Genomic DNA, 246 nt, shown 5'->3' with positions numbered 1-246 from the left:
ACAGAGCCCGCACCCGAGACACTTCAAGAAGGGCTACGACAAGAACAGGCCGCCGAGCGGCAGGAAGCACGAAGGCCCGCGCCCCGGCACGGATCCGACCGATACCGAGCGCGATACGACTGGGCCATTCGATGCTGGCAGCAAGGGGGACGCGCTCGCGCCCGATGCCGCAGCCGAAGTGTTCACCCCCTGACGCTCGGAGGGAGCCCTCGCTTCGTCACGTCACCTCCTCGGTGTCACCGAAGG

Annotated in this window: 1 protein-coding gene; it reads left to right on the top strand. The window is 67.5% G+C overall.

Translation table 11 applies throughout. The annotated features are described in order from the left end of the window. Positions 1–193, top strand: a 193-nt coding sequence (locus tag ACLJNW_RS27600; protein WP_410961751.1) for a hypothetical protein, incomplete at its 5' end; no start/stop codon positions are given. Positions 194–246: the final 53 nt, after the last annotated feature.

Source organism: Salmonella sp. SAL4457 (genome assembly GCF_046548235.1).
Lineage (GTDB): Bacteria > Pseudomonadota > Gammaproteobacteria > Enterobacterales > Enterobacteriaceae > Salmonella > Salmonella enterica.
Note: the sequence above shows the minus strand (reverse complement) of the source record. Positions and strands in the feature narration are given on the sequence as shown.